Raw genomic sequence first — 22,553 nt, 5'->3', positions numbered from 1 at the left:
CATTTCGCCATGAAAACAACGCCTGATAACACGCCCAAAACACCCGATTTCAGCGGTCTCTCGCCCGCTGAAATGGCGGCGGTTATCAACGATTTGCAGGAACAACTGGCCGCGAAAGAAGCGGCTCTGCAGAGTCAGTTGCAGCAGCATGATGAGGCCCTCCGGCGTCGCGACAACTATATCGCTATTCTCGAAGAGCTGCTGCGTCACAAGAAGATCCAGCAGTTCGCCGCAAGCAGTGAAAAACAGCCCAACCAGATCGTGTTGTTCGATGAAGCCGAGCTGGAAGTGGCGATTGACGAACTACGCGACGAACTCCCTGACGATGTGGAAGAAGCCGATGCGCCGCCTCGCTCCCGCAAGCGCCGCCAACGCGGCTTCTCCGACACGCTCTTGCGTGAGCGTATTGAGCTGACCCTCAGCGACGACGAGAAAGCCGGCGCCAGCAAGACCTTCTTCACCAAAGTGAAAGAAGAGCTGGAGTATATCCCGGCCCAACTGAAAGTCCTGGAGTACTGGCAGGAAAAGGCGGTGTTCGAACAAGACGGCCAAGAGCATGTCATTGCGGCCGCCCGGTCCAAGCACCCACTGGGCAAGTGCATTGCCACACCGTCACTGCTGGCTTACCTGATCACCTCCAAGTACGCCGATGGCCTGCCACTGTACCGGCAGGAGCAGATGTTCAAGCGCCTGGGTCATGACCTGAGCCGCACCAGCATGGCCCACTGGATCATCCGCCTGAACGACGTGTTCAAACCGCTGATGACCCTGATGCGTGAAACCCAGAACGGCAGTGACTACCTGCAGGCCGATGAAACCCGGATCCAGGTGCTCAAGGAGGATGGCAAAAAAGCCCAATCGGACAAGTGGATGTGGGTGACCCGGGGTGGTCCACCGGGAAAACCCTCGGTTCTGTTCGAGTATGATCCATCACGAGGTGGCAAGGTGCCGGTGCGCCTGCTGGATGACTTCCAGGGCATCCTGCAAGCCGATGGCTACTCCGGCTATGGGCAGGTCTGCCGTGAAAACGGCCTGACACGCATCGGTTGTTGGGACCATGCCCGGCGCAAGTTCGTGGAAGCCTCCCGGGCTGCGCCGGCCAAGGGAAAGAAAGGCCCGCCGTCAAAAGCCGATGTGGCCCTCAGTCACATCCGCAAACTGTACGCCCTAGAAAAAGCCGCGAACGAACTGAGTGACGTCGAGCGCTACCGGGTGCGCCAGGAGAAAAGCCTGCCGCTGCTGAACGCCTTCAAGGCCTGGCTGGATAAAAACACCAGCAAAGTACTGAAGGGTTCGCTCACCCGTAAAGCCATGGAGTACACCCTGAACCAGTGGGACACCCTGGTGGGCTACTGTGAACGTGGCGACCTGAAAATCAGCAACGCGGGTGCCGAGAATGCCATCCGCCCGTTCGCTCTGGGAAGAAAAGCCTGGCTGTTCGCCGATACCTCGCAGGGCGCGAAAGCCAGCGCCACCTGTTACTCGCTGATCGAAACGGCCAAGGCCAACGGACTGGAGCCGTCGGCTTACATCCATCATGTGCTGACGCACATCGGTGATGCAGTTACCCTCGAACAGCTGGAAGCTCTCTTGCCCTGGAATGCAGAGCTGCCAGCTTCAAAAAAAGCGGCTCAATACGGTTAGGGCAAGTGGGGCGGTTTAATGGCGCTTACGAATCTTCTCCAAGAGTTCCGTCAGGTAGGCCGAATCGGCACTCTGGCCTGCGGATAGAGAAAAAGTAATGGGAAAGCCTTGGCTATCGCACAGCAGGTGTATTTTCGTGGACAACCCGCCGCAGGAGAAGATGCCGTGGCAGCGGTGACCCTTCCTGCGGACGGTGCGGCGTCCGTCTGCGAGAGCCAAGACGCTTAGTCAGAGAAAATAGTGTGGCATCGCATCGGCCCCTCTATTCAAGGCCCCAGCCAAACCCAACGCCATGACTGATATGCTAGCGATAGTGGGAACGGGAAACTAGCCAGATACCTAGCAGGATGCGGACGCCGCCGCGGACGAAACACCTATCGCTCTCTCCGGTGAATCTCTTCCGACCTTGTCCGCCGCTGTACCTTCGCCGTTAGCCTCCACGTTCTCCACAGGCGAGCACTTCATGGCGTGGCTCATTACCAACCAACGATGCGAAAGCGCTGGTGCATACCGTGAGCGATAGATACCACCGAGCTAGTCAGCCCTGTCGTATTTCAGCGCTATACGCAGGAGCATACTCAGTTAGAAAAACTGGCCAAACAAGAAAACCAGCAGAACTGGCAATGGGTGAAAATCGCTTTGAGCGATTGCATCGCAAGCAATCAAGGATCTGAACATCTGGACATGCGAAGTCACAGATCCCAAAAAAAACAAGGAAGCTACACGGCTATTTAATTATCCAGCCAGAAATAGTCTTCGACTCAACACAACCCAATAACCTATACCTATTTGCATTGGAATTTACCGTTTCTAATGAGCTCAATAATCTATGAAAATTAAATCATCTTAATCACCATCAGAGACACTCGATACGTGAATCGCGTTCGCGCCATCATCACCGCTGAGATAAAGACGCAGCGCATAAAGTAAGTCGGGTGTGCGGTCGCCTTCCGGCTTCTGAATGTTGAGTTGCACTCGGGAAAAGAGAGGAATATTTGACTGCAAAATAATCTCCGTCACACGCTCAACCTGCTTCGTAAGTTCTTTGGTAATTTTCTGATGCGGCTGAAGGAGCATCTTAATTTCAGGATTAGACGATGCGCGGGCGCGCAGCAGGCCCAGCAAAAGCTCAAGAGGCTCGGTTGTAGCACGAATCCATTTGCGAGCAGTCCATTCATCTTTCTCGTGTTTACGCGGTGGGCATTGCTTGATCTTGTCAAGCATGGTGTTCATAGCTTTCAGAATATGCCGAAAGTCTGTCAGACTGAACTTATCGACGAAATGCTGTTCTCGCCAGATAGCGTATGAAAGGATACGAAGGGCATTATGTGTAGGATTCGAAACGAGTTGGTAAAGCATGTCTTTCTGCCATTGCTCCGAAACATCTCCAAGCGCGAAGCCGACCGCTTGTCTTTCACGAATGCTACTACTATTTATCTGCCCTAATATCCATTGAATACATTCTTCATGCGCATCCTTATGCATATAGGAGAGCAGAAATCGAATTTCAGATCTCACTGACTCTGGAAGTTCATCTTCGGACAATAGGGCAACGAGATAATCACTATTAGCCTTCATCATAGCGCCAAAATCTTGTGGGCATTCTGGATCGTTAACCGAGCGGCCATCACGCCACACCTGAATAATTGGGAAATAAAGCCTCTTGCGAATACTAGCAACTAATTTTTTCTCAGCTTCTTTGTCAATTTTCTTCAGATATGCAGTTTCCTCATATCCCGGCTCAGCCACTTTCCCGCCAGAATATTTTCCTTGGCGCTCTCTTAGCTCGAATGATATCTCTTCCCCCTCTGCAAAATCGGCATAGTTCAATGCGCTAATAAAGCTACTCTGATGGATGAACACAGATTCATTGGTAGAGCTGCATGAGGCAAAGGTAAAATGCCCGCCTTTTTTGTCGGTCAGCCATTTCTGAATTATCACGCCAGTTGTTCTTAGCTTGGGCCGGATGTACAGATCGCGATCAAATTGTGTAATTGCGTTCTGCACCCATTCGAGCAGGTCGGAGGTTCCATTACCGCCAGACTTTGGAAAAATCTGCAAATCATCCCAAGTCAGCGGCTTTGGATATTCCGGTGCAGGGGCATCAGTGATGACGACTTTTTCCGTACGCTGCCACGTTGCGCGAATGGGCGGAAAGGACTTGTCACGTGGAGTAAAAACGAGTTTGTAAGGATCGTCCGCACCGTATTCAAAGGTCAAGTTTAATTCGCACAAGACATCTTTTTTTAAAGGGAAAACGGATGGATTATTGAGTCGTGCGGAAAAGCCAAGATCGTCAGCATTGCTGCCAATGTAGAGAGGGAACGAGTAATGCGACTTTCCGCTTGGAAGCGTGAAGTCTTCAGCAATGGGTATGGTCACGGGCTTTCCGCGAACAGGCTGTACCGTTGTGCCGCGCGAAACAAGATGAAAGCGTTGGTAGAGGCCTTCATTCATCACCTTGATTGAAAGCTCGGGGATTTGATCGCGCCAAAGCGGGATATCACCTGCTTGTTGTTGCAAGGCATGGAGGTGGATACCACCTGCAACGGGACTTTCCGTTAGATTGATGCAGAACGCGAAGCTTCCGATACGTTGGTCACGCTTGAGGTACTCAGAGTCGATGTACACGCTCTTGGTAGGCGGAATTGCATCGTGCCACTGTTCTCGGGCATCAACCGTGGGAATATCGTAGTCTTGAGAATCAGTTATTCCCTCATCCGTGGTGGCGATGATGACTGGTGGGCAGCGCTCCCAATAAAATCCGCGAGTTATAGGAAGGCGTTTTTTCAGGTCTTCGTCGAATCTGGCCAGTAACTTGATTGCGCAGGTCTTGCTGCCGATGACATCTACAACAACGACAGCATAACCCTCTCCCTTAATTTTAGCTGGGTCAGCCTGTGCGAAGACGGCTGCTATGCTGCGCGGTAGTGGTTCAGCATTGGAGAAACGGGCATTAAAATTGCGACGAATAGCTTCAAGCTCGAAGTCGCTTAAAACATCTGGGACGAGCCAGTAAAGCGTGTTACTCCTGAAAATATCACGCAGCCGACTAGTGAATGCGCGAGCGGCACGGTCGCAGCACTCTGATGTGTTGTCTTTGGAAAATAAGAGGTCTGGCGCAGATATGGTAGTCGATTGCGCATGAAGCCAAACTGCATCCGAATGGAAAAGTTCGAGATCGACACTCTCACCATCGCGTCTCCATTGCTGCCATAGGAATGTATCCGGTAATGACTGAGCTACCTTACCATCGCTACTGGCGTAGCACGGATGTAAGGACGTGAAATCAACACAAACTGGATCAGTGATTACACACCGCTGAATAAGCCGTGAAATATTATTTCTTGATATATTGAACAGAGGTGGCTTTGAAGACCAAGGAAGAATCTCAAACTTCTCGTAATCAAAAATAAGCGGCACCTCAGCGAATAGATGCTTTCCGGCAGCCCACATTTTTGCGCATTGCGTCCAGAGATGCATCGTTTTGTTGCGTGCATCAAGCTTTGCAAGATCGCTAGCGACATTATCGTCCAAGGCCTGTAGCCAGCGCCATCCATCCCAAACTCGCCGGTAATCTCGTTGCGAGAGCAGCGTATTATTGGGCGGCAGGTTGTACCAATTGCCAATGGCCTGTGCTTCTCCGGAACGGAGCCAGGATTGTATTTTTGGCAGAAGCTCGTCCTCATGGCCGAGCCTATCTAGGCGAAGTTCAAGCAACTCAACCAAGTGGCGAACAAATACCTTTAGCAAGCGGTTTTCCGGCAAATCGACAGATTGAAACCGACGTACGGCCTGCATATAGGGCTTGCCCGCGAGCTTTTCCCTAACAGTGCGTCCTGGACGACTGCTGAGCTTGATGAAGCTGTTGGCATCAAGTTCACGCACGGCGTGTACGGGTAACACAGCATGCTCTCTGCGTGGACTTTCGTTGAGAGCGTGGAACAAACGCTCGATTGAATCACGACAGTGATCAATGATGCGCCAAAGGCGGTCTCGAATTACATCGTCATTTTTTGATGAGGCATAATCTGTAATTCTTGCGAGCACCGACGACAATCCTTGCGGCAATGCTTCACCAGTCTTAGGGTCAAAATCTGCGATTCGACAATACCAGTCCTGTTGCCCAAGCATTGCACGGGCTTTTTTTTCTTCGGCGCGATAATCGCAATATATTTTCTCTAAATTGATTGTCATGGCTTAGGTCGAATCCTTTCAGCCTTAGCATTATCTTCTAACTTCCTACTAAGCTCGTTTCGTTGCTCGTGCGTCTTTGCGCTCCATGCCTTAAGGCGCTTGGCCTCATCTGTTTCAGCATTCATAAAAAGCGGATGGGGGTCATCGTTCTCATCTGACGCTAGAGCAGTCATAGGTCGGCTTTCATCAAGGCAGGTATCGCCAATGTTAAGATAATTTGCCGATTGCCAAATAAACTGGCCATAGCCAAGATCGCAGGCTAAATCGAAATCTTCTGCCAGATTGAACGAGTTACTGCCGATTCCTGTAACGATCTGACCGCGAATCTTGTCTAGGCACTCCGTCTTGCTCTTGCCACGCGTGTCTATACCTCGCAACTTGGGCATGACCTTCTGCACGAGTTGATCCTCGAAAGCGACATGCATGGCCCTATCAAGCGCATCCTGATCGGATGTTTGCTGTGCTGCACGGACATCTGGGTAATTAGCCATGTAGTATTCAATGGATTGCCAGATGCGATGACCGAGGGCACGACCTGTTACCGCGAGAGAGGCATTGATTCCTTCAATGAATTTTTTGAAAGGGCTTATCTGGTAGTCAGAGAAATTACTGCCTTGCGCTAGCCAACTCTGCCACGACGTTTTGTGTAGCGCCGGGCCCCGGTTTTTACCATCAAGTGGAGCAAGCTTCAGGCGTCGTTTGAGTTCTGTCGGGCGCGGAAAGTTGATGATGATAGACCGATCAAGCACCTTGTCTGAAAGTGACTTGGTGGTTTCATCCTGGTTCATCGTTCCCGTCCATAGCACATTGCGGCCCAGCGAAAGCTCATATGGCTTCATGCCCGCACCGATTTTTACCGGGATAAACGGTACATCGTTGCCTTTCCTCCCACGCCGCAGTTCGAGTTTGCTGAGGAATTCAGCGAAATAAAGCTCCGGATGGGCAAGGTTCATTTCATCAAGCAGAACAAGGCAAACTGCGTCTTGCAAACCCGGATAATCATTGCTCCACGGCTGCTGACTTTGTGCTAAAAAGCGGAGAACTGGTTGGGAGTCGAACTTATTATCTATGGAGTTGAAGAACCCCAGCATGGATTCCTGCGAATCCCAGTTCGGTTGAACGGAAAGCGGCTCGAAGTAAATACCGCCAAAGTGCGAGTACAGGCGAGGTAGTTCGGATTTCCCGGTTCCGGAAACACCTGCCAGTACAGTTAGCGGCGACCATTCAGCTGTTTTGAGCGCTGTATGAAAGGCTTTCAGTATGCGCGGGTTGAAATGCAATCCGTATGTGTCACAGGCATTGCCAATGCCCGTGAGCCAAGTCATCTCATCAATCTCAGATTTCACGGGTTGTTGTTTAACTTTGTCCACACTGATGTGCGGCATCTCGATTTCTTTGTAACGGGCTTCCGCTTCGGCGGGACGCTCATAGGGCGCACGCAGACGGTTGAGTTCGGCTTGCGCTTCGTTGGCTGCCCCCTCGAAGATGGACGCCCTTTGCGCCAAAGATTTGTTCTCGGCGCTGAGTTCCGAGCCTTGACGGCGCAGGTCGCCAATTTCGGCGATCGCCGCTTCATTAGTGGCAAGTTGCCGCTCTAGTTCTTCTGCCCGGGTTTTCTGGTTCCTAGCATCCGATTCAAGAGCCAGATACCGCTCACGCATTTCCTCGGTGGGTCGGGTAGCAAGCTCTTCCCGCAAGCGCTTGAGTTCGTCGGCTTGGCTGTTCAGTGCGCGAAGAATCTCTGCGGGTTCTTTCCCGCCGAGTTGCTGTTTCAGTTGCTCAAACGCACTGACAAGCCCAGTCTGAATATTCAGAGCTTCACGCAGTCGAGTATTTTCCGCCCTGAAAGTTGCCTCCGCAGCCTCCAGTGACTTACGGCGCTCACCAAGTTTTTCCTCTACTTCATCTTGCAATTGCTCATTGCGTCTCTGCCATTGCTGCTCCAACCGTTGTTCTTTGCGCTCGAGCACCCTCTCAGCGCTTTCAAGCTCTACCTTGCGACCCTCAACCTCACTCTGCAACGCAGATAGCGCACCCCTCTGCCTCTCAAAGTCAGTGCGCTCGGCATTCAACTTCTTGCGAGCATCGTCCTGTTGATTCACCCAGGCTTCACGCTCTTTGGCTATTTCCGCACGAACACGTTCGCGCTCCAAATTTTCAGAATTCGCAATGTCATCCAGTCTCGTGGCTTTTAGTTTGGCGCTTTCATCCTCAAGCTCGGAGAGCTTCCTTGCTCTGATGTTCGATATGTCAGCTTCTGCTTGATTGCGTTTGTCGCGCAACTCATTGTTCAAGGCTGCCCGTTCATCTGCGAAGCCTGCATCGCGCTTTTGTTCGGCAATGACGATGCTCCTCTCGCGCTCAGTCAGCTTGTGTTTCTCTGTTTCAATCATCTGGCGATAAGAGCGAATCTGTTTTTCTTGCTCAACCAGCTTGTTTTTTTCCGCCTCAATCGCCAAGTGGTTATCACGAGCCTGTTTCTCTTTTTCAAGCACGCTAGCTTCTCGCTGTTTTAGAACAGCGTCTTTTTCTGATTTTTCCATTGTCATTGCTCTATAAGTGTTTTAATCGTTGAGAAGGCTGCTTTACGAAGCTTCGCAATTTCTGCTTTAGACAATGGCAGTGGCTCGTTGCCATGCCCGCGCCGAGTGATGAGGTTTGTCATATCGTCCAAAAAGGTCGGCTGCACGTCGTGAATTGCGGTAAGTGCACCCTCATCAGACACGAGCAGTAACGCGATGACACAAGCACCGAGAGATTGGCTGCCACCCTGCAGCGTTTGACTTACAGCCCGTGTTTTGACGGTTCGCAAACTTTCGGATAAGGCATTGCAGAGTTCAGCCTCAACAGCCTTAACCTCAGCCGTACCGATGAGTAGTGTGTCACTGGTATCGGGCGGAAGCCTACCTGTCAAAACCCTCTCGAATGAAGCTTGGGCTACTGCATAGAGGTCGCCGACATAGGCAGAAGCATCATCCTCATCATGGCAAAACAGGAAAAAACGCTCTGCGTGAACCAAGCGCTCTTGCACGTTCATGCCAAGGCGGTTGAACAACTTGAAGCCAAACTCCGCCTGAACGCTAGCGCGGGCATCTAGCAGTACATCGCCTTGTGCGTCCTTATCCGGCGCGGCAGCTGGGTTGTCAGCAAACACGATGTTCGGGACGAGCGATTGAACGACGGTGCGCATAAATAGATCGTCTGTCAGTTCCTGCCGCGGCGCATCCGCGCCTCCTTTGCCATGTGCTTTTTCGTTGCGCTTGGCATTGATGGCAAGAAGACGGTTTATGAAATCTGGATACGCGGAAACAAGCCGACGCAAGGGGTGCCCGGCGTCATCGCGCGCCTGAAGCATAGCGATGGCAAGAACTGTCTCTTGATAGGCGCCCCCGGCCTCGAATTCTCGCAGCTTACCCTCACGAATCGGCCTGAAGCCGCGCGATGGTAGCTCAAATCCTATAGTTTTTGCTGCTTGCACCAAAAGTGCAGAGTGTTGGCTCTGTTCGGTGAAGCTGAGTGTTGTAATGATATTTTTGAATGGACGAATACAACAGGCATAGAACAGCGCCCATTCTATGGAGGCGTGAATTTTGGACAAAGTTCGAAATTCTGCATTGCTTGCAGGTCTTAAACTGGCAATCAGCTTCGGGTAGCGTTGCCAGTTGGCATCCGTCTCGAACGGCTCTTTTGGTCTGACGTCCTGTCTTTCGGGACGAGCACTACTCAGTAGCTGTTTCCAAGTGAGCAGCCATCCAGCCAGGTTATCTTCTCGCTCCAGCAGCTGCTCGAAGGCTTTTTCAAGAATCAGCGAAAACCCATTACCAAACGGGTCGGCAATGCGGAACTCGCTATCGATTTTCTGAATGGCGATTGGGCAGTCGAGGTGATATAGCTCTGGTTCAGCCATTATCGTAATCTGCTGGGCGGGTGGCATCTTTTCTTCCATGCCAAAAACTGCTGCGCGTTTCTTCATGCCCCGCAATGCGTTGATGACATCGCGTTGTGTGGGCGGGTTTCTTCTGTGAGTAGCATCCCAACGGATGTTCCGAAAACCTTTCTCCTTGCCTTCCTTTTTTTGCAAGGGGTTTGCATCGTCCAGCCAATGCAGGAAAGGCAGGATTTTTCCGGTGACGAGTTCGCGGAACAAAAGCGCGGTAGCGAAGACCGGAGCATTGTCTTCGTCTTTTAAGCCATCATCATGCTCCTGCATGATGATGGCATTGTATTCGTCAATAAATCCTTTGTCCTGCAAGCGCAGGAGAATGCCCTTGACTAAATCAAGCGGAATGCAGGTTTCAGCAGCCAGATTTCCAGCATCCAGCGTGCCAACAGCATCCAGCAATTTCAAGACGACACGCTCAAATGCGTTCAAGCCATCGCTATCGTTTGAACCCTTGGGCAAGGTAACGCGATACGCGTTTACCGGCCATGCGAGGTTGCGTGGTTTGCCGATGATGCCACTGAAGGGATTGGGCTTGCCGTAGTCCAGGAGCCTCAGCATGGCAGCACCACGCCTTCACTCTTACAGAGGCGAAGAAAATCTACCAATCCCGGCACATAGTCCTCCGCAAGCTGGTTTTGCAACGCACCAGCATCACCGACCACTACCAACAATTTCTTTTGACGGCTCATGGCGACATTAAGACGGTTGTAAAGACAGAGATGTCCAAACAGCCCTCTGGCTTGTTTTTCGCTGTTATCACTCTTTGGCTTCCAGTTTTGCGGCAAGGTCCGCACCATAGAGAGGAAAACAACATCGAACTCCATGCCTTGGAAGGAGTCCACCGTTCCGACACGTAGTTTCTTGTCATCGTTCGCAATCCCGCCGAGTTCCCTTTTAAGCTGTTCCCTGATGATGTCGGCCTGCGCCTTATAAAACGAAATAACACCAAAGGAGAGATATTTTCCCGCATCCGACCTCATCCACGCCTGTAACTGCCGGGCGATGACGGTGGCCTCTGCTGGGCGCGTCCAACTGGTGCCGTTACGCTGGTGTCCACCTTTGGCCGCTGGAACATCAAACCAAACAACGGGCTTTTCGTGCGTGCCAGATAGCGTGTGGGCGAAGTCACTTGCAGGCCGCCCAGATTCGAATTTTTCCGATGGGTCGAAGCGTTCGTAAAAGTTGCGACTGATAAAGCTGCCCAGCAGCGGGTGCATGCGGTATTGCTTGTCCAGCGTTACTCGGCGAGGGAATCTGTCGCCGTCCTCCAGCGCTTTTAGACGGTCACTGAAAAGATACTGGAACATGGATTTTTTAAGCCAATCATTTTCGTTCTGACCCGTTTCGCCTTCCTCCATCTGGCGAGCCACCTCTTCGTCGATAATATGCGGCAACTGCCGGTGATCGCCCACCAGAATAATGCGCTTGCCTTGTGCCATAGCCACCATCAAGTCACGAGGCGATACCCGGGCAGCCTCGTCCACGATCACATATTCGTACTCCATCCCTTTCAGGTTCTCACTGACATCACGCCCGGTGATGCCTTTCTGCATTTGCATCCCCCGATTTACGCTTTGCTGGCAAGTGGCTGCAAAAGCAAAGCTGTAATCAGAAACAGCATCCATCATTCCATAGGGATTGCTTTCGAGTTCAGCCAAAAACTCCACCAGCGCCGCGGATTTTTTATCTTTAGCCGAGTGTCCTACGTTCTTGATGCGCTGGATGGCACGTTCTGCCAGCGCAATCACTTCGTCGTTTTGTTTGTCCACGCGAAAAACCGGTGGGTTGGTAAAACGGACGAGAAGTCTCCTTTTTAGGGCTCTCAACTCCTCCAGAAACGACGGCGGGCCATCTTCGCTGCGCCATAGGCTGGCTTCGTCCAGCAGCTTGCGTTCGTTTTCTTTAAGAACATCGCTCAGGTCGTCCAGTGCGTCCACTGCCCTTTCCGCGCCATCATCAGCGAAACTTTCGAAGCGCACGCGCAGACGACGTGCAGCATCAAGCCATTGACCTGAATCGACGTTGAGCCGTTCTTCGCGTGCCAGGGTCTTCTCCAGATTGTCCGCCCGCCGCGCATCGTCTTCTCCAAGCACCGAAATGCCAAGCGCTGTGATTTTCCTGACAAGGTGGGCAGCCAATGGGCGAGTCGGTGCCTGGACATATTGTAAGAATAGGTTTTTGATTTCCCTTTCCTGCTCCACCTCAGCAAGCTGCGGGTTACGCTCACGTAGTTCGGCAGCCAAATTGGAGCACCAGTCTTCAAGATTGCGTTCGAAAGTGCTGTAATCATCTTCCGCTGCGCCAGATCGTTTGCCGAATTTCGGCACGGGTAAGCTGTTGAGCGAAAGTCTCTCTATCATGTTCTCCACCGCATCGTGCTGAAACCCCGTCAACAGAATTTGACCTTTGACACGCGCACCGCGTTTGTCTGCCATCTCGTTTAGGCGCTCCAAAATCGCAGCGATAACAGTGGTCTTGCCAGTACCGGGCGGGCCTTGAATGAGCGCGATGTCGGGCGTGTTCAACGCGACCTTAATGGCGGTTTCCTGCATTAATGTTGGGTCATTGCGAAAAACTTTCTTGCGGACAAACGCTGTAAGCGGTGGAATCTTTTGCGGCTCACGGATTTGTGCAATTTGTCCATGCTCTTCAATCAATAAACCCAGCTGAGGGTTGGCACTACGCCCCTCCAAGATCGCTTGACGGGCGGCCATGCGGCGCTCAATTTGGGTAACATCACCCTTGAGTGAGAGAATGAGCGTACCGAATGCCGAGTGCAGGGTCTCGGTTTTGAGCGCAAGTGAGCGGGTTTCCTTGTCAAAGCTTATAACTGCAAAAGAAGCCCACTCTTTGCTCTGTACGAATCTTTCTTCGATTTTCTTCTCGAAATCCGCAGCACTTTTTATGCCTTTCTCAAACTCTTTGAAGCTCAAGAGCTCATTCAGCAAATAGTCTGGCAGTTCATCGACAAGTTCGAGCTCTGGTACTTTATTTTCAGTCAATATAGTTATGGCTGAATCAGAGGCGTCGACTATGCGAACAGTAACAGTCCCGTCTCGCCTTTGCTCCATGTCCGTGAATTGCAGCGTACCGACTGCACGCGCTTGTTTGAGTAGTAGCTCACCTTCCACCTCACCAAACTCGTCCCACTTTTTCAGATAACTTCCATCATCCTGTGTGAGTGCTGCCATTTGCGCTTTGGCGAGAACTTGCACTTGCCCCACCCGCGTCCAATCCAAAAAACGCAGCTTGCCTTTGGCCAAGCGCAGGGCGCGGTCGGAGGTGTTCCTTCGTCCAGTCAGGCGGGTGGCAATGAAGATGGAATTGCCACCCGGCACAGCTTTTTCAGTAGCAACGAAGCGGATGCCGTCGCCGGTGATGCAAAATGAACTTTCTCTGGTCGGCTCAGCCCCTGCGGCTTGGGGCGAGCCCTCCGCACCTGGCTTCAATTCTTCATCAATGGCGGGGCCTGCGGTCAAAAAGAAAAATGCGTTTTCGTCTTGGCGAAAGCAGCAGAGATGATCAAGCTTCTCGTAAAGGCGCTCACCCTTGAAGTCATACCTCGCCTTCCTCAGCCCATCTTCTACATATTCGTCTACACCGATATCGACATCGCCCATTTCAAGGCAGTCACCTGTGAAAAATGCGATTTGCAATTCGACGCTGCCATCTCTAGCAGGGCTGGCCAGTTGCGCCAGCAGGGCGCGCCCACTAGCCAGATCGGTATTGAGGCGACGGATGTCTGCCGCTAGGACAGGGCGAACGAAGACAACGGTGTCTTTTAAGCGGATCTCAAATTCATCAACACGGCTTGGTCGCGTATCCACCGAAAATACGGGTTGCTCTTGCAAAGCTGAGAAATTGGTTGTTGGCTTGACACGGATGCTTAGGATGTGGGCGGGAATGTCTTGAAACTTCATTTACCGCCCTCTACGAACTTGAAAGTTAGGCTTTCAGGAAAGCCTTTCGTGCCTCGCACGGGATCGGCGGTTTTGGCCGCGAAATTCAGTACGGACTCGTACTCCATGTCGTCGTGATTTTCGAATGAAAATGGGTAGAACAGGCGGTGCGGCAGGGCAAATTCTGTGGTGCAGGCAGGAGTCAAAACTTCCCAACGTGACGTTTGAACACGAATGAAGGCGGGTCGCTCGCTGCCGCAATAAGGACAGCTCTCGTGATCGTCAGCAAAATAGCTCATCCTACATTCGGGACAATCCAGTGAATGGTCGGCTGCCTTGATAAGCTCCAATGCCCAGAATGCCATCGCGGGGCGGCTATGTGGGTATTCTCGGCCTTCAGTGAAGGTTTCTTGAAAAAGGCGACGGAGTCCCGGTGTTGTGACCAGTGCGCGTGGCAGCCCGCCAATACCCATATTGGAATCATCATCTTCGTCATCGATGAACGGCAAGTACCCAGCAAATGCCTGCTCATCAAGATCCATAGACATCTCATTCACTTCTGGATCGGTGTCCCAACCATCTTCCTCGTGATCAGGCTCCAGGACTTTCTTTCCAATGAAGGGGTGACACAGCGCCAGCAACTTGAAGGCCATTACCGCGAATGCCCAGCAATCCGTTCGCGGTCGGGACTGATCACGCCCCTGAACTACCTCTGGCGCACCGTAACCTGGCGTATAAACGGAAATTCCACCGCTCGGTAGTTCAAGTCGCATATTGTCGGCATCAATCAGCCAGACATCGCCAGCAGAACCTTCACTGAAGAACGCATTGTTGGTCGAGATGTCGCCATAGACCAAGCCGGCACCGTGGAGTCGGGCAAGAATGGCTGCACACTTGGAAAGCGCAAAAAGGCGGCGGCGAGTAGAACCTGTATTGGCGTAATGCAGGAGCCGAAGTGCCATTTCTTTATCCGTAATAGCTGTCAGCCATTGGGGGAGCACCGCGTTTCGGTCTTCCAGTTCTTTCTTCGCTTTGCTATTAAACTCAAACATACTGAATGGCTTCATGTCGCTCAACAGCCGCATCACATAGCCTGGCTCATCACGTAGGATGGCAAGAGGCAGAGATACCGGAACGCGGGCAGGTATGGGCAACAAGCGGATGTTCTGAAAGCGTTCGCGAAGGTTGGCACTTTTGTCTGGTTGATCATCTTTGAGTGGTTGTTTAATAGCTAAATCTGCATCCTTGGTGCGGAAGACTACACCCTGACCACCTCGGGCAAGTTCATCGACAAGGTAATGCTGATTACCGTATTCGTCAGCAAGCGGTTTCGATGATAGAGCCTCATTTAATTTAGACATCTGTAGATTCCTCACGGAACAAGCAGGCGAGTGTCTTATCGTCACTATGCTTGGGTGTAGGCCATTTTTCGAGCATCTCACGCGCATGGCGACTGGCACTTAACGCGGCAAGTGAACGATACCCATCAACAAAACCTGTTACAAAACCTTCCACATTATCCAAATCGTCAGCTACACCATCGGTGCACAGCAAGACTGCACTACATTCCTCCTCCGGCAGCGAAAAATAATGCCAGTCCTTCGGCGACACATTTGGGGATAACGCAGTGGTGATGTTTGAAAAACCGTGGGCTTTATCTTCAGAGAGTGACATGACAGAACCATCAGCTTTGATAGCTGCGGCAAGTCCATCACCCAGTATCCCAAAGTGGATTAATCCGTCACCGATTCGGACGGCAAACAGACAGGTAGCCGAACAATCTCGCGGCTCAAGCGGCCCGATAATGGAAAGCCAATGAGTTTTTATTTTTTCAAATAGGAAGACACGATCAATTTGGGCATTAGACATATCCGCTTGGACGCGACACGCCAATGCCGCACAAGCTACTGCAAGACATGCAGCATTACTTCCAAAATTGGAGAATGGTTTTGAACCAACTCCATCGGAAACCACAACACCATCCCCCCAAGCACGGTGAAACGGCATCCATGCATCTTGGTTTGGCAAGCCTTCAGCAATGTGACCTGGACCGCGGACGCTTGCGCCAAAACTTTTCCAAGGCGTTACATCCATTCCTCAACCTCTCGAGGCCATCCGTCGAGCGCAGCAAATAAATCGTCGGAAGAGAACAGCTCAGGCCCTTTGAGTTGAGGATTCGAATCTGCACCAATTTTTATGATTCTCAGCGTGTCTGGGGGCAAACCGCCCTTCCATCTTTTTAGGGCTCTCACATCATCCCGAGACCAGAACCCATCAGTGAGAAGCAGAACCTTTCCGTCGAGCTTGCTATCAAATGATTGAATGAGTGAGGACAAATTTGTAGCTCCTGAACATGAAAGGAGTTCATCCGGAAATTCGCTCTTTGGGCTCCAGTCAGAGATACGCTCCACCTTAATGCTCCAAGCCCACAAAATAACCTCTGCATGCCCATAGCCATACAAAACCCATTGCGCAATGCTTGTAACCAATGTCCTCAGGATGAAGGGCTTCCCGCCGTCTCTCATGCTGCCAGAAATATCGCAAATCAGATGGATCGTCACGTATTTACCTCTATCGCTTCAGCTCGCGCAGTGATGTTGTTCATCACTATCTTTATTTGCTCAGAAAGTGATGCACCAGCCCAAAGCGTCAGTCTGGCATCTTTGATTTTTTTCTTGACCGAATCAGTATTTGGCGGAACACAGCAGGCAACGATGCCACGACCTTCACTTCCTCCGTAGAAGCGCACAAGGTTTTGCAGCTTCATAACCTGATCTTGCGTTACATTGCCCGCCTTGCATTCCACAATATAAAGCGAGTAGCCGTCGGTAAATGTGATATCCAACTCGTTGTATTTAGCACCGAAGCTCGAATAGCCTTTCGCTCCTCCTGAATTCAAATTAAGCTTGACATTGATACGCAAGTCTTGAATGACGCCAGCATCTTCATATGGCTTGCATTGAAAATAAACAAATTCCTCGAACCATCCGCCAGACAGGTATTTAGCGAAATCAGGCCATTTCTCAAACAACAGATCCAATCCGTAGCCCTGGACGGATGCTGTCTCCAAGTCATCCAGCTTGAAATTGAAGCCATCACGACAGATTTCGAATGGTTTAAATGTATCGTTATAGTCAGTCAGCTCTCTATAAAACCTGCGCACCTTGTCACGATGTATCCAGAGAGTCTCGGTCAGACGTTGATGATTCGACGATATCTCATTCATGACAGAACTACCGGCGATCTCCAACTCGTCGCTATTGAGGCGTAAAAAGGTTTCTATTGAATCAATCTGCATGATTTTTTCGCGCCGAACACTATCAATGAAAGTAACGCGACGATTCTTGCTATCAAAATAAAACGGAACGGCACCAAGCTCGCGCGCAGCAGAAAGCGCGCCTGCAAACATCAATTTTGTGCCACCGGTTAAATTGATTCCAATTCGTGTTTTTTCTGGGAATTTTTTGGCCAGCTCGGTGATTTTTTTGTGTACGGCACGATCATCCCAAGGGTCAACGGGGAATTCGTGTAAGTCCCGGGAGCCAATAAACGCTCGCATACATGTAGCAGGGAAGTCTTTTGAATTCACAAAAATGTGATCCGCCGACTCAAATTGCCGGATACTCAACAAGGCTGGCATCCGTTGCTCACCAAACAGATGAAAGGTCACATCGAACCCGTTAGAGATATCTCGGATCGCAGCCTGTTTTGCGCCGTGTCGATCAAGCCACTCGGAAGGCAAAGCTATGACTTCAGGTGCTTTACCAATTATCGACGATGCTAGGAGCCTTTTTTTAAGTTCAGGAAAGCTCAACGCCGCGAGCGCCCAGACAAAGGCCATTACCGGAGTTCCTGGGCTAAGATAGAGCGTAACAAACTTTTCACCAGGCTCCTGCTCCACCTCACCCAGCGCCCGCATCGCGCCTGCATAAATGCCTTCGGTGTCATTGAGTCGGCAAAGCCTTTCGCTTTTTAAACGAATGCTTACGTTACAGCCCAAAGCGGCGGCTTTCTTTTTCAGCCAAGCCTCAAAATATTCATTGGCCACAGCGGTATTGGCGAACTTAGAGACAAACTGACCAGTAACCATCCAATCATTCTGTTGCCCCATCTTTTGAATTGATGCCAATTCAAGCGCGAATGTTTTCTGCGCTTCGACCAGCTCGTTGGAATCATTGTCCGCCCGGGTGTAACCTAGGATAACGACATCCGAATAGGACGCACCCGCAAGAGCGCTGGCAATAGGACCATCGGTATTATCAAACCCCAGAGACGCACGAAAATCGGTGATTCCATACCATGTGAGCAGAAATGCCTTCATCGAATGCTTTCCTGAACATAGGGGCGGAACCATGTGATGTCATTCGTCATTTTGTTTACGAATACAGCCCGGCTCGGTTTTTCAATGCCTTTAAACTTACCAATACCGCCACTCACCAGCGATCCGGCATCGTCTTCGTTCATGCAATACGCCACGCGCAATTCGAAAGAGGAGAAAAGGTCTTTACAGGTACTGCCACAGCGCTGCCAACGATCGACAAAGACAAAAACAAACGTCCCCTTCCTCGGGCCGTCCTCGGCGATACGCTTTAACAGGTCAGCTGGGGTTGGTAGCTCATCAGGCTTGGGCGATCTAAACGCAGGGGCAGGCTGTAGTGCTTTCTCGGAATCTAGTCCATCGATAATTAACGCCATGCGGCGATCCCCAATATCGTCTGATATCGCTTGCAATGGCAGCACGAAAATATCATCGAACTCTTTGAAGCGTGCACCGAGCATTTGCGCTGCGGTGGAGAACCCTCCTCCCGGAGAGACCCCACGTGCATTAAAATATACAACTTCGTCAAAGCTGTCTGCGAAAGCAAAGCTGGAAAGTATAGTAGCCAGGAGGCCATCGTGAATGTGATCGTTGTAGCCGCTAAATAGAATATTAAACGCGGATCGACGAATAAGTGGCACCGCCAACGGCCTTGCATCGAATGCAAGGCTTTCGCCCAAAAGAAGTGCTTCTTCTTGCGCAAAAACTGCCTGATATTCAGAGTGAGACGGCATCTCCGGAAGGGATGCTCCGCTAAAGACTTTCGTTTTGGGGGCCGCCCCAGAAAGACGCGAACGCTCTATTAGCTTCGTTAGTAACTCGCGCCGATGTTCACTTTCTCCGGCGAATGGAATCATGAACTTCACATTGCCGGATTTGGCACCGTTGGCATTGTTGATGATGCCTTCAGGTGGGCTCCGCAGGTCAGCGGCTGCCCAGTTCCCACCTCCGAGGATCATCGCGGAATCTTCCTGCCCACAAGCCAGTGCAATACGGCATCCCAGCTGGGTGATGATGCTTCCGATGGACTGTGCGTTGATGCCCTTAAGAGTCTGAGTAGCCAGAAGGATGTGAATGCCGAACGAACGCCCTTGTTTCAGGAGCTTCGAGAGCAGCTGCTCGGCGGCTTCTGCCACTTGGCGACCTTCTGAAAAAAGGACCTGGAATTCATCTATGACCAACAGAACGCGGGGCAACCGTACTCCGCTTGATTTTCGGTATTCGGCGAAATCGTTGACATTTTCGGACTTGAACAAGCGGGCACGTATTTCCAGTTCACCTACAAGATGCCGCAGCACAGTGACGCCATACTCAGGATCGCTTTCCGTAGCGACAAGGCGGGCATGCGGGACTGGCGGGGTTGCGTAAACATTGAACTCCGTCGACTCCTTGTAATCCAGCAGATAAAGATCAAGCTCTTCGGGCGAATATTTCTCGCATAGCGTGTGAATCAAAACATGGAGTAGATTGGATTTACCCGAGCCCGTCTTCCCCGCAAGTAGCGCATGATGTTCGGAGTCCGTCGCGCCCAGTCTCAGGGTGGCGAAATCACCAGCGGGGGACCAGCCGATGGGAATATCAAAGCCACCAAGAGTCGTCTCTCCCTTGACAAAGCCCGACCAGAGATCAGGCATCGTTTTCTTGAAGCGCGTATTAGCGGCACAATCTTCAACGAGCCTTTCCATAAAGCCATCCAGCACATCCGGTCTCGGCCATTGCTCCGGCTGGTAGGTAAATGACAGATCGCCAGCCCATGCGCGTTGCAACAGCTCATCCAATTGCGTGGTTGAATTTTTCAACGTGGTGCTGAACTTTTCATATCGCCTGTCTTCTATGCGTTGTCCATCAATTGCAATGATGGGCAGCACACCGCAGCGTGGACCGTTCTCGCAAATGCGTCCAAGCAGCCAAAGAGATTTTTCCGTTATCTGCTCTGGCACATCGAAAAGCAGCACTACCTTGTAAGGTAACGGGGCATCGGGTTTTATTCTGTTGTACTGCAACCAGTTGGATGCCTTTTCATTGAAACGCTGCTGGATTATCTCCTCAATTTCGTCCGTCAGTTTGCCGAGCGCGGCTTCTATTTCGTCCGAACGTGTAAGAACATGACCTTGTGGCACCAATTGCTCAACCTTCAGCAATGGCAGGAACGGCTCGACCGATTGTCCCTGCTGCAGTGGGTCTATCAGCGTCAACTCTACTTGACTTGGTGGCAAAGCCGACAGCAACCGTAACAAGAGACAGTGCACGAGTCGTTTTTGCTCTGCATCGCTTTGCGGCAAAACAAGAGCGCTGGAGAAGGGAAATGAGATGATCTTTGGAACATGACAAGAGAGCTGCTCGAAAAAGATCTGCTGCGAGCCAAGCACAAGACCTGCAGGAATTTCCGATGCCATCAATGGCTTGTCGACACCAAAATCTACGAAAGCGGGCTGATGCTGTCTTAGCTGCGAACTTGCGTTCGCTATTGCAGTTGCGTTTTTTTCCCATTCTGTGGCAAAGCCTGCCTGCCAATTCGACTTCCTGATGCTCAGATTACGTTCCTGATCCTCGCTTAATGGCTTTTTAGTGGCATTGAATTCTCGGTCGATGCGCACAAACCCTTCTTGATAGTCCGCGATTATCTTGTGTAGTTTGGCAATCACATCCTGAAAATCCCTCACGCTTCCATTCATTGAGTCCACCCACTGTCTTTGAACTGGAACGATCGCGCACCATTCAAGATTCGATCAATGTCGAACGATTGCTGCTGGAAATCAGCATTTAAAATGCGGAGCGAATCGACCTCCTTGAGAATTGGATCAAGTACATCGGCAACAATGGATGCGCCAAACGCATCACGCACTCCTTCGCGGAAGTTTCCAGCACATATCGCAGCCATTCCAAAGACCTCATCAAACATTGACCTCCTCCTCTTCCATATCACCGTCGATTGGAAGTTCGAGAACATAGTTTCCAGCTACTGAGATTGTTGGAAATAGGGGAGCAAAAATAGTGCCAGGCACAAGATAGCTGGATTCAAATTCAGGGATCCTCATCCTAATTTCGTTTAGAAATGTGCACCATTCTTCCTCGGACAACTCAATCGACCTGCAATCAACTGTAAGCTCCAATAGGTGTGCGGTGGCCGTATCCACGCCATCCATATCTCCGATATTGACTGCACGTCGGAGGACGTCAACTTCAGCTCGGACTCGTTCGAGAAGGTCAGGGCTTACAACTGCGAAACGTATTCTCATGACAGTGCCTCCTCGTTTTGGTGGATAAAATCAAGACAGGACTGATCTATTTCATTTTTCTTTGGCAACATTCCAACCATTGGTGAGCCAGCTTCGTGCAGAGCATCGCGCAGCTCTTTCTTTTTTTCTTCTGGCAAATCTTGGATGTCTCGCGAGCAAAGAGTGCATTGCGCGTCTGCCTGCTTGTGCCCCTCGGCCTGGAAAATCATGTGATCTTTCTGCGAGTAGAGATATTCCGCCTTGCCGCATTTCACTTCGAATGCCATCGAGCCTCCTACAGGCGCTCCCATGCCCTCTCCGCGCCCCAAAATAACCGGAACTCGCAAGTCGGTGACTAGTAAATCTGTTTTTGTGTACCGTCCGTTGTCACCAACGAAGGTTCGCCCTTGCGTCTCGATCTGGCTGCCAAGTGGCGCAAGTGCGTGCCGAACCATCTGCTCCCCGAATTCACCACTCAGGTGTATTCGTGCCTTACGTGCGACGATGTTTCGCTCTGCATCACCCTTGGCTGATGCCCATTGGTTCCGATACTTATCGACCTGCCTGCGATACGCTGGATTACGGTCATAAAGATATTCCTGAAGCAATCGTCTCTGCTCTGACGATAGGTTCATACGGTCTCTCAACATATCTGGGGCCACAGGGCGGCCATCTTTGGTGGGATCCCATTTCAACCAGGCATGAAATTGTGCAGCGGGCAGGTTTGTCGCGAGGTAGGCATCCAGTGCCCGTTGCGCGAAACTCAAGCGCGCAGTGCCGATTTCAATTGCTTGATCGACAGCTGCCAATCGCATATTGCATTCTTGTAGAGCCTGCGCCAGGGCATGTTCCGCCATCGCCTGTGCCTGCTTCGCAAGATCCGCACGCTGCTCCAGGGAAATACGATCTCCTGTCGCCACCTCCAGTTCGACTCCTGCTTGCTCCAGCATGTTTTGAGCCTGCTCAACAGCGGCTTCCGCTTCGGCAACGGCAGAGTACTCGCCGGAGCAGTCCGGGTAGCGCTCATCGTCATCGTGCGGCTGAGCAAGGCAAGACGATAACGAAGACTGGGCGGAAGAAAGTGAGCTCTGACTGCTTTCGAGCGCCTGCTCAGCGCTGTCAACATTTTGTTTTGCAGTTTGCTCCTGCTGAATGGCGTTTTCCAGCATGCCTGCGCTGCTCTTCCCTTCTTCGCGAGCCTCTTCGCATTTCTGCTCCGCAACAGCAATTTGTTCGCGGCATGCGGTCTCTAGTGCCTCGCGCATTGAATGTAGTCCGCGCACGAGGTCTTCCAGATTTTCCACTTGTCCAATTGAAACTTGTGCCATTGCGAT

At 51.3% G+C, this 22,553-nt stretch carries 15 protein-coding genes; 2 read left to right on the top strand and 13 right to left on the bottom strand.

Going from position 1 to position 22,553, the window contains the following annotated elements:
* Window positions 1–9 precede the first annotated feature (9 nt).
* The gene (gene tnpC, locus CXF87_RS18165) at window positions 10–1,644 is read left to right on the top strand and encodes an IS66 family transposase (protein ID WP_101147661.1); all 1,635 of its coding nucleotides are present in this window, start codon (window positions 10–12) and stop codon (window positions 1,642–1,644) included.
* Between the two features lie 15 nt (window positions 1,645–1,659).
* On the opposite strand, the gene CXF87_RS22465 is transcribed toward tnpC, so the two are convergent.
* On the bottom strand, window positions 1,660–1,788 hold the full coding sequence (locus CXF87_RS22465) for a transposase (protein WP_198556138.1): 129 nt from the start codon (window positions 1,786–1,788) through the stop codon (window positions 1,660–1,662).
* A 375-nt stretch (window positions 1,789–2,163) separates the two neighbouring features.
* On the opposite strand from CXF87_RS22465, the gene CXF87_RS22180 reads away from it, so the two are divergent.
* Window positions 2,164–2,379, top strand: a complete 216-nt coding sequence (locus CXF87_RS22180) for a conjugal transfer nickase/helicase domain-containing protein (RefSeq protein WP_232774961.1) — start codon at window positions 2,164–2,166, stop codon at window positions 2,377–2,379.
* A gap of 111 nt (window positions 2,380–2,490) precedes the next feature.
* Here the strand turns inward: CXF87_RS22180 and CXF87_RS18150 are convergent, their stop codons facing one another.
* From CXF87_RS18150 to CXF87_RS18095, 12 genes are read right to left on the bottom strand one after another with little or no spacing between them, the layout of a single operon-like run.
* Complete coding sequence (locus CXF87_RS18150; protein ID WP_101147660.1) at window positions 2,491–5,841, bottom strand: DUF2357 domain-containing protein; 3,351 nt, start codon at window positions 5,839–5,841, stop codon at window positions 2,491–2,493.
* A complete protein-coding gene (locus CXF87_RS18145) occupies window positions 5,838–8,384 on the bottom strand; it encodes a chromosome partitioning protein ParA (protein WP_232774957.1) in 2,547 nt (848 codons plus the stop codon). Before CXF87_RS18145 ends, CXF87_RS18150 begins: the two co-directional genes overlap by 4 nt.
* Before the next feature lie 2 nt (window positions 8,385–8,386).
* The gene (locus CXF87_RS18140) at window positions 8,387–10,342 is read right to left on the bottom strand and encodes a hypothetical protein (protein WP_101147658.1); all 1,956 of its coding nucleotides are present in this window, start codon (window positions 10,340–10,342) and stop codon (window positions 8,387–8,389) included.
* Entirely contained in the window at window positions 10,336–13,704 is a 3,369-nt protein-coding gene (locus tag CXF87_RS18135) for a DEAD/DEAH box helicase (protein ID WP_101147657.1), read from the bottom strand. The genes CXF87_RS18140 and CXF87_RS18135 overlap by 7 nt, the downstream gene beginning before the upstream one ends.
* Entirely contained in the window at window positions 13,701–15,044 is a 1,344-nt protein-coding gene (locus CXF87_RS18130) for a protein kinase domain-containing protein (RefSeq protein WP_101147656.1), read from the bottom strand. The genes CXF87_RS18135 and CXF87_RS18130 overlap by 4 nt, the downstream gene beginning before the upstream one ends.
* Window positions 15,037–15,777, bottom strand: a complete 741-nt coding sequence (locus tag CXF87_RS18125; RefSeq protein ID WP_101147655.1) for a PP2C family serine/threonine-protein phosphatase — start codon at window positions 15,775–15,777, stop codon at window positions 15,037–15,039. The genes CXF87_RS18130 and CXF87_RS18125 overlap by 8 nt, the downstream gene beginning before the upstream one ends.
* On the bottom strand, window positions 15,768–16,244 hold the full coding sequence (locus CXF87_RS18120) for a hypothetical protein (protein ID WP_101147654.1): 477 nt from the start codon (window positions 16,242–16,244) through the stop codon (window positions 15,768–15,770). The genes CXF87_RS18125 and CXF87_RS18120 overlap by 10 nt, the downstream gene beginning before the upstream one ends.
* Window positions 16,241–18,004 carry a Card1-like endonuclease domain-containing protein gene (locus CXF87_RS18115; protein WP_232774956.1) on the bottom strand — a complete coding sequence of 588 codons (1,764 nt, stop codon included), beginning with the start codon at window positions 18,002–18,004 and terminating at the stop codon, window positions 16,241–16,243. The genes CXF87_RS18120 and CXF87_RS18115 overlap by 4 nt, the downstream gene beginning before the upstream one ends.
* Window positions 18,001–20,676 carry an FtsK/SpoIIIE domain-containing protein gene (locus CXF87_RS18110; protein WP_101147652.1) on the bottom strand — a complete coding sequence of 892 codons (2,676 nt, stop codon included), beginning with the start codon at window positions 20,674–20,676 and terminating at the stop codon, window positions 18,001–18,003. Before CXF87_RS18110 ends, CXF87_RS18115 begins: the two co-directional genes overlap by 4 nt.
* Window positions 20,673–20,903 (bottom strand): hypothetical protein, encoded by a 231-nt coding sequence (locus CXF87_RS18105; protein ID WP_198556137.1) that lies wholly within the window; start codon window positions 20,901–20,903, stop codon window positions 20,673–20,675. The genes CXF87_RS18110 and CXF87_RS18105 overlap by 4 nt, the downstream gene beginning before the upstream one ends.
* Complete coding sequence (locus CXF87_RS18100; protein ID WP_101147650.1) at window positions 20,896–21,240, bottom strand: hypothetical protein; 345 nt, start codon at window positions 21,238–21,240, stop codon at window positions 20,896–20,898. Before CXF87_RS18100 ends, CXF87_RS18105 begins: the two co-directional genes overlap by 8 nt.
* On the bottom strand, window positions 21,237–22,547 hold the full coding sequence (locus tag CXF87_RS18095; RefSeq protein WP_101147649.1) for a hypothetical protein: 1,311 nt from the start codon (window positions 22,545–22,547) through the stop codon (window positions 21,237–21,239). The genes CXF87_RS18100 and CXF87_RS18095 overlap by 4 nt, the downstream gene beginning before the upstream one ends.
* Between the last annotated feature and the right edge of the window lie 6 nt (window positions 22,548–22,553).

It is taken from the genome of Halomonas sp. MES3-P3E, from assembly GCF_002836035.1.
Taxonomy (GTDB): domain Bacteria; phylum Pseudomonadota; class Gammaproteobacteria; order Pseudomonadales; family Halomonadaceae; genus Vreelandella; species Vreelandella arctica.
The sequence above is the reverse complement of the archived record's forward strand: the minus strand, read 5'-3'. Positions and strand labels throughout refer to the sequence as shown.

What these genes read in the sequence shown, in the direction of transcription:
- tnpC (WP_101147661.1), top strand. Translation starts at nt 10, where the DNA reads ATGAAAACAACGCCTGATAACACGCCCAAAACACCCGATTTCAGCGGT.
- CXF87_RS18150 (WP_101147660.1), bottom strand. Translation starts at nt 5,841, where the DNA reads ATGACAATCAATTTAGAGAAAATATATTGCGATTATCGCGCCGAAGAA.
- CXF87_RS18145 (WP_232774957.1), bottom strand. Translation starts at nt 8,384, where the DNA reads ATGGAAAAATCAGAAAAAGACGCTGTTCTAAAACAGCGAGAAGCTAGC.
- CXF87_RS18140 (WP_101147658.1), bottom strand. Translation starts at nt 10,342, where the DNA reads ATGCTGAGGCTCCTGGACTACGGCAAGCCCAATCCCTTCAGTGGCATC.
- CXF87_RS18135 (WP_101147657.1), bottom strand. Translation starts at nt 13,704, where the DNA reads ATGAAGTTTCAAGACATTCCCGCCCACATCCTAAGCATCCGTGTCAAG.
- CXF87_RS18130 (WP_101147656.1), bottom strand. Translation starts at nt 15,044, where the DNA reads ATGTCTAAATTAAATGAGGCTCTATCATCGAAACCGCTTGCTGACGAA.
- CXF87_RS18125 (WP_101147655.1), bottom strand. Translation starts at nt 15,777, where the DNA reads ATGGATGTAACGCCTTGGAAAAGTTTTGGCGCAAGCGTCCGCGGTCCA.
- CXF87_RS18115 (WP_232774956.1), bottom strand. Translation starts at nt 18,004, where the DNA reads ATGAAGGCATTTCTGCTCACATGGTATGGAATCACCGATTTTCGTGCG.
- CXF87_RS18110 (WP_101147652.1), bottom strand. Translation starts at nt 20,676, where the DNA reads ATGAATGGAAGCGTGAGGGATTTTCAGGATGTGATTGCCAAACTACAC.
- CXF87_RS18105 (WP_198556137.1), bottom strand. Translation starts at nt 20,903, where the DNA reads ATGTTTGATGAGGTCTTTGGAATGGCTGCGATATGTGCTGGAAACTTC.
- CXF87_RS18100 (WP_101147650.1), bottom strand. Translation starts at nt 21,240, where the DNA reads ATGAGAATACGTTTCGCAGTTGTAAGCCCTGACCTTCTCGAACGAGTC.
- CXF87_RS18095 (WP_101147649.1), bottom strand. Translation starts at nt 22,547, where the DNA reads ATGGCACAAGTTTCAATTGGACAAGTGGAAAATCTGGAAGACCTCGTG.